A 5463-nucleotide genomic window follows, 5' to 3' on the forward strand; every position below is an offset into this window, starting at 1 on the left:
CGCAAGGGCGATGGCGAGCCCGGTTTGAAGACGATCTGGCTGGGCATGCAGCGCATCATGGACTTCGCCGCCGGGATCAAATAGGCCAGGGAGATGCCGGACACGGAAAGTTGTGTGTAATGGGATGGCCTAAACCGCGTCTGTTCACCGATCCCGAGCACCGCTTCGATCTGTCCGGCGCTGCGCAGGACGGCGTCCAGGTCCATTCGGCTGATCCTGGGCGATTCGCTCCAGGTGATGGCCTCGCTCGCCCATCGCCTGGATCATAACAAAGCAATCCTTGTCTTTCCCGTTGCTGTCCTGCGGTAAAGTAGCCGCCTCCCGCTGCCCGGCACGATCTGGAACCAGAAACACCCCGATGGCCCTCAAGAAATCCGAACTCTACTCTTCCCTCTGGCGGTCCTGCGACGAGCTGCGCGGGGGCATGGATGCGAGTCAGTACAAGGACTATGTGCTGGTTCTGCTGTTCGTCAAATATGTCTCCGACAAGTACGCCAAGGATCCAGATCCCGATGCCCTGATCGTCGTCCCGCGCGGCGGCGGGTTCGCGGACATGGTGGCGGCCAAGGGCGACAAGGAGATCGGCGAGCGGATCAATAAGATCATCGGCCGACTGGCCGATGCCAACGACAGCCTCAAGGGCGCGATCAACGTCGCCAACTTCAATGACGAGGAAAAGCTCGGCAAGGCCAAGGAGATGGTGGACCGGCTCACCAAACTGGTGGCCATCTTCGAGGGACTGGACTTCGGCAAGAACCGTGTCGAGGGCGACGACCTGCTGGGTGACGCCTACGAATACCTGATGCGCCACTTTGCTACCGAGTCGGGCAAGAGCAAGGGCCAGTTCTACACCCCGGCGGAAGTCTCGCGCGTCATGTCGATGGTGATCGACCTGGGACGGGCGACCAGCGGCGCGCAGTCGATCTACGACCCGACCTGTGGCTCGGGATCCCTGCTCCTCAAGGCCCATGACGAAGCGAAAACCCGCACCGGCAAGGATCTGACGCTCTACGGCCAGGAAATGGACAACGCCACCGCCGCACTCGCGCGCATGAACATGGTTCTGCACGACTGCCCCGAGGCCGAAATCTGGCAGGCCAACAGCCTCGCCGCGCCACATTTCAAACACTCAGACGGCAACCTCAAGACCTTCGACTATTTGGTCGCCAATCCGCCCTTCTCCAACAAGAACTGGACCAGTGGTCTGAACGCGGCCAGCGATCTCTACGGACGGTTCGAGTACGGCATCCCACCGGACAAGAACGGCGATTACGCCTTTCTGCTGCACATGCTGAAGAGCATGAAAAGCACCGGAAAGGCCGCGGTCATCCTGCCCCATGGCGTGCTGTTCCGGGGCAATGCTGAGGCCGAGATCCGCCGGCGTATCGTCGGACAGGGCTACATCAAGGGCATCATCGGTCTGCCGGCCAACCTCTTCTATGGCACCGGCATCCCCGCCTGCATCATCGTCATGGACAAGGAAGGCGCCGCCGGACGCAAGGGCCTCTTCATGGTCGATGCCAGCAAAGGCTACATCAAGGACGGCAACAAGAACCGCCTGCGCGCTCAGGACATCCACCGGATCGTCGACACCTTCACCCGACAGGTGGAGATCCCGAAGTATGCGCGTCTGGTGCCGCTGGCCGAGATCGCCGCCAACGACTTTAATCTCAACCTGCCGCGCTACATCGACAGCACCGAACCCGAGGACTGGCAGGACATCGCGGCACATCTGAAGGGCGGCATCCCCAACCGAGATCTCGACGGGCTGGCCGACTATTGGCAGGTCTTCCCCAGTGTGCGCCGCGAACTCTTTGCCGATGCTGACCGCCCCGGTTACAGCCAGCTCAAGATCGAGGCAGGGCTTATCAAGGCCAGCATCTTCGGCCACCCGGAGTTCACCACCTTCAACGCACAGGCCACGGAGCATTTTGATGCCTGGCGGCAGGCCAATACACCGCTGCTTACCGGCATCCAGGTCGGCGACCGACCCAAACGGCTGATCGAAACACTCTCGGAAAACCTGCTGGAAACCTTCCGCGCCGTGCCGCTGATTGACCCTTACGATGTTTATCAGCACCTGATGGACTACTGGGCCGAGACGATGCAGGACGATGTCTGGATGCTGGTCAGCGACGGCTGGGAGGCGCTTCAGGATGGCAGGCCCAATACCGATCTGATCCCGCCCTCGCTCATCATTGCCCGCTATTTTGCCGATGAACAGGCGACCGTCGAACGACTGGAGGCCAAGCGCGATGCCATCAGCCGCCAGATGGAGGAGATGGACGAGGAACAGGGCGGCGAGGAGGGCCTGCTGAATGCGGCCCGAACCGAACGGGGCAAGCTCACGGCCAAGAGCGTCAAGGATCAGCTCAAGGCCATCCAGGGCGATCCGAACATGGCGGACGAACGTAAGGCGCTGGAAGACTATGCCGCATTGATCGAGAAAGAGGGTGCCGCCAACAAGGCCGTGAAAGCGGCGCAAAAGGCGCTCGATGCCAAGGTCGCAGCCAAGTACGGGCAACTCACCGAGGCCGAGATCAAGACCCTGGTGGTGGACGACAAATGGCTCACCAGTCTTGCCGCCAGCGTGCAGGGTGAATTGCACCGCGTCAGTCAGGCGCTCACCGGGCGCATTCGGCAACTGGCCGACCGCTATGCCGTGCCGCTGCCCAGGTTGGTCGATGAGGTCGATGTGCTCGCCGCGCAAGTGGCGGAACACCTGAAACGCATGGGGCAGGATTGGAGCTGATCGTGTTCCCGATCCGGACCATCGACACCAGCATTCCGGAACTCCTCGAACAGCTCGGCACCAAAAAAAAGTCCTGGGTCAGGATTGGCAAGGATCGCTACCTGTTCAAGGTCGGTCGACCCGGCACGGGCGAGAACTGGGCCGAGGTGATCGCGGCCAGACTCGCGTCCATGCTGGGCATCCCCCATGCTGATTACGACCTTGCCATTCGCGGAGATGAAAAAGGGGTGCTCTCGCCGCTCATCGTCCCCGAGGATGGCCGCCTGATCGCGGGTAACGAACTGTTGGCAAAGATCCATTCCGACTATCCGGTCCATGAGGTCAGGCAGGTCAGCGATCACACCCTGGGCAGAATTCATGGCCTGCTCACGCATCCAGACATTCAATGTCCCCCTGACTGGCCGCCACCGGCTGGCTCGATCATGACCGCTTACGATCTGTTTCTCGGTTATCTGTTGTTCGATGCCTGGATTGCCAATCAAGACCGCCATCATGAGAATTGGGGCGTCATCCAGCACCGGGGATGCATTTATCTGTCGCCCAGCTTCGACCATGCCGCCTCGATGGGGCAAAACGAAACCGACGAGAACCGTCAGGAGCGGCTGACCGCCCGTGACCAAGGGCGCCACATCTCGACCTATGTGACCAGAGCTAGATCGGCCATCTACGAGCGCCAAGGCAGCGCCAAACCGTTGAAGACGGTTGAGCTGTTTGAGAAAGCCGGCAGCAAATCACCGGCCGCAGCGCAGGTCTGGCTCAGACAGCTCGCAATGGTCGATACTCAAGACATCGCGACACTGTTCGAGCAACTCCAAGAGAGCGAGGCCAGTCAGTTCACCAAGACCTTCGCCATGCGCCTGCTCGATCTGAATCGAGACCGACTTCTGAAGAGCCTGACACCATGAATACCCTCTACATCGCTTGGCAAGATCCGGACACACGCCTTTGGCACACGGTCGGTCGCCTGACTCAAGCGAGCGATGCCGCCTATCGCTTCTGCTATACCGCTGGCGCCACCGCCTCGCCAAACTTTGGCTATCTGGGCCGGATGCATGACCTGTATCGCTGCTACCACTCCGATACCCTGTTTCCGCTCTTCGCCAACCGGATCCTCAACCGTTCACGGCCCGAGTTTCCCTGTTATCTGGAGTGGCTGGGGATCGATGCCGACGCCACCCCGCTGGAGTTGCTGGCGCGCTCCGGCGGACGACGGGCGACCGATAGCCTCTGCGTCTACCCGGAAGTCGAGCCGGACGAGACCGGCTGGATGATGCTCCACTTTTTCAGCCACGGTCTGCGCTACTTGGCCCCAGATGCCTTGGCGGCATTGGATCGGCTGCAACCCGGCACGGCATTGCAACTGATCGCCGAGGATCACCAGCATGATCGTTACGCCCTCCAGTTGCAGGATGGCGCGGCGCAACCGCTCGGTTACTGCCCGCGCTATCTCAATCAGAGTCTGCGCGCGGTCATGCGCGAGACCCCGATTCAACTGACGGTGGCGCGCAACAACTATCAAGCACCCATTCAATTTCGCCTGCTCTGTGAGGCCCGTTTTCCGGGGGCGAAGGGAACTCTTTTCCATGGATCGGATGAGCATCGGCCGCTTGTGTTGCCGGTGGCGGCGTAATGAAGCGAGAGGTCAGCACCATGTTTGCGATCGAAATGGAAGCCACGATTGATCATGCCGGCAACGTGCATGTACCGGAGCAATATCGCCAGCTCTACGGCAAGACCGCGCGGTTATTGGTGATATTGGACGACGATAGCGAAACCGATGCCCTTGCGCGTCTGTCGGAGCCGGCGCTACAACAGATCTGGAACAACGAAGACGATGCCATCTATGACCAGCTATAGCTTTGGCGAGGTCGTGCTGGTGCCGTTTCCGTTCAGTGACCTGACGGAGCGCAAGCAACGCCCCGCCGTGATCGTCAGTTCCACCGCCTATCAGCAGGCGCGTCCGGATTGCATCTTGCTGGCGATCACCAGTCAGATTCGTGCCCCGCTGGGCTATGGCGAGGCGCTGATCGATGCCTGGCAAGCGGCTGGGTTATTGAAGCCGTCCGTGTTCAAGCCGCTCGTGCTCACGCTGGAGCAATCGGTGATCCGGCGACGACTGGGCGTACTGGTTCAGAGCGGTCTGGAGACCCTCGGCGGGATTCTCCGGCGGATCATTCAGCAGGGACTTCCGGCATGAGCGGCACAGCAGCGATTCCGCCCGGTTATAAGCTGACCGAGGTGGGAGTGATTCCGGAGGATTGGGAATGCCGGAAACTCGAAGAGTATTTTTCACTCATCTCTTATGGATTCACAAATCCCATGCCGACAGTTGAACACGGCATTTACATGGTTACAGCTGCAGATATTAACCAAGGGCGTATTCAACTCGAAACAGCGCGCAAAACAACAGAAGCAGCATACCGCACGCTCCTTACGGCGAAAAGTAAGCCGAAAAAGAATGACATTCTGCTGACCAAGGACGGTTCACTTGGACGACTTGCGCTAGTTAGAGATGAAACGATTTGCATAAATCAGTCGGTTGCCGTGATTCGGCCGAATGAGAAAGTCGATCCGGACTTCCTAATTCTACTTTGTCACTTTGCATTCAGGCATATTGACTATCCTGTTGCAGTCAGCTTGTAATGGCGTTCGATATCCTTGCGTCTTTGCTCATGCCTGACCCGCATTTGCTCGATTCTTTTTTCGACTGC

The 5463-nt window shown here is 59.5% G+C and carries 7 protein-coding genes; all 7 read left to right on the plus strand.

All coding sequences use genetic code 11. The features are described 5' to 3' along the window. On the plus strand, positions 1–84 hold an 84-nt coding region (locus CCR95_RS25665), incomplete at its 5' end, for an IS4 family transposase (protein WP_242523135.1). A gap of 274 nt (positions 85–358) precedes the next feature. Then, positions 359–2752, plus strand: a complete 2394-nt coding sequence (locus CCR95_RS22975) for a type I restriction-modification system subunit M (protein ID WP_201098833.1) — start codon at positions 359–361, stop codon at positions 2750–2752. A gap of 2 nt (positions 2753–2754) precedes the next feature. Next, the gene (locus tag CCR95_RS22980) at positions 2755–3657 is read left to right on the plus strand and encodes a HipA domain-containing protein (protein WP_201098840.1); all 903 of its coding nucleotides are present in this window, start codon (positions 2755–2757) and stop codon (positions 3655–3657) included. Continuing rightward, the gene (locus CCR95_RS22985; RefSeq protein WP_201098835.1) at positions 3654–4382 is read left to right on the plus strand and encodes a hypothetical protein; all 729 of its coding nucleotides are present in this window, start codon (positions 3654–3656) and stop codon (positions 4380–4382) included. The genes CCR95_RS22980 and CCR95_RS22985 overlap by 4 nt, the downstream gene beginning before the upstream one ends. Next, the gene (locus CCR95_RS22990; RefSeq protein ID WP_242523446.1) at positions 4382–4609 is read left to right on the plus strand and encodes a hypothetical protein; all 228 of its coding nucleotides are present in this window, start codon (positions 4382–4384) and stop codon (positions 4607–4609) included. Before CCR95_RS22985 ends, CCR95_RS22990 begins: the two co-directional genes overlap by 1 nt. Continuing rightward, complete coding sequence (locus CCR95_RS22995) at positions 4596–4949, plus strand: type II toxin-antitoxin system PemK/MazF family toxin (protein ID WP_242523447.1); 354 nt, start codon at positions 4596–4598, stop codon at positions 4947–4949. Before CCR95_RS22990 ends, CCR95_RS22995 begins: the two co-directional genes overlap by 14 nt. After that, positions 4946–5395, plus strand: a complete 450-nt coding sequence (locus tag CCR95_RS23000; RefSeq protein ID WP_201098838.1) for a restriction endonuclease subunit S — start codon at positions 4946–4948, stop codon at positions 5393–5395. Before CCR95_RS22995 ends, CCR95_RS23000 begins: the two co-directional genes overlap by 4 nt. Positions 5396–5463 lie beyond the last annotated feature (68 nt).

The sequence above is a fragment of the Thiocystis minor genome (assembly GCF_016653465.1).
In the GTDB taxonomy this organism is placed as follows: Bacteria; Pseudomonadota; Gammaproteobacteria; order Chromatiales; family Chromatiaceae; genus Chromatium; species Chromatium minus.

Bases quoted from the DNA above. Each gene is read 5' to 3' on its own strand.
- CCR95_RS22975 (WP_201098833.1), top strand. From the start codon at position 359: ATGGCCCTCAAGAAATCCGAACTCTACTCTTCCCTCTGGCGGTCCTGC.
- CCR95_RS22985 (WP_201098835.1), top strand. From the start codon at position 3,654: ATGAATACCCTCTACATCGCTTGGCAAGATCCGGACACACGCCTTTGG.
- CCR95_RS22990 (WP_242523446.1), top strand. From the start codon at position 4,382: ATGAAGCGAGAGGTCAGCACCATGTTTGCGATCGAAATGGAAGCCACG.
- CCR95_RS22995 (WP_242523447.1), top strand. From the start codon at position 4,596: ATGACCAGCTATAGCTTTGGCGAGGTCGTGCTGGTGCCGTTTCCGTTC.
- CCR95_RS23000 (WP_201098838.1), top strand. From the start codon at position 4,946: ATGAGCGGCACAGCAGCGATTCCGCCCGGTTATAAGCTGACCGAGGTG.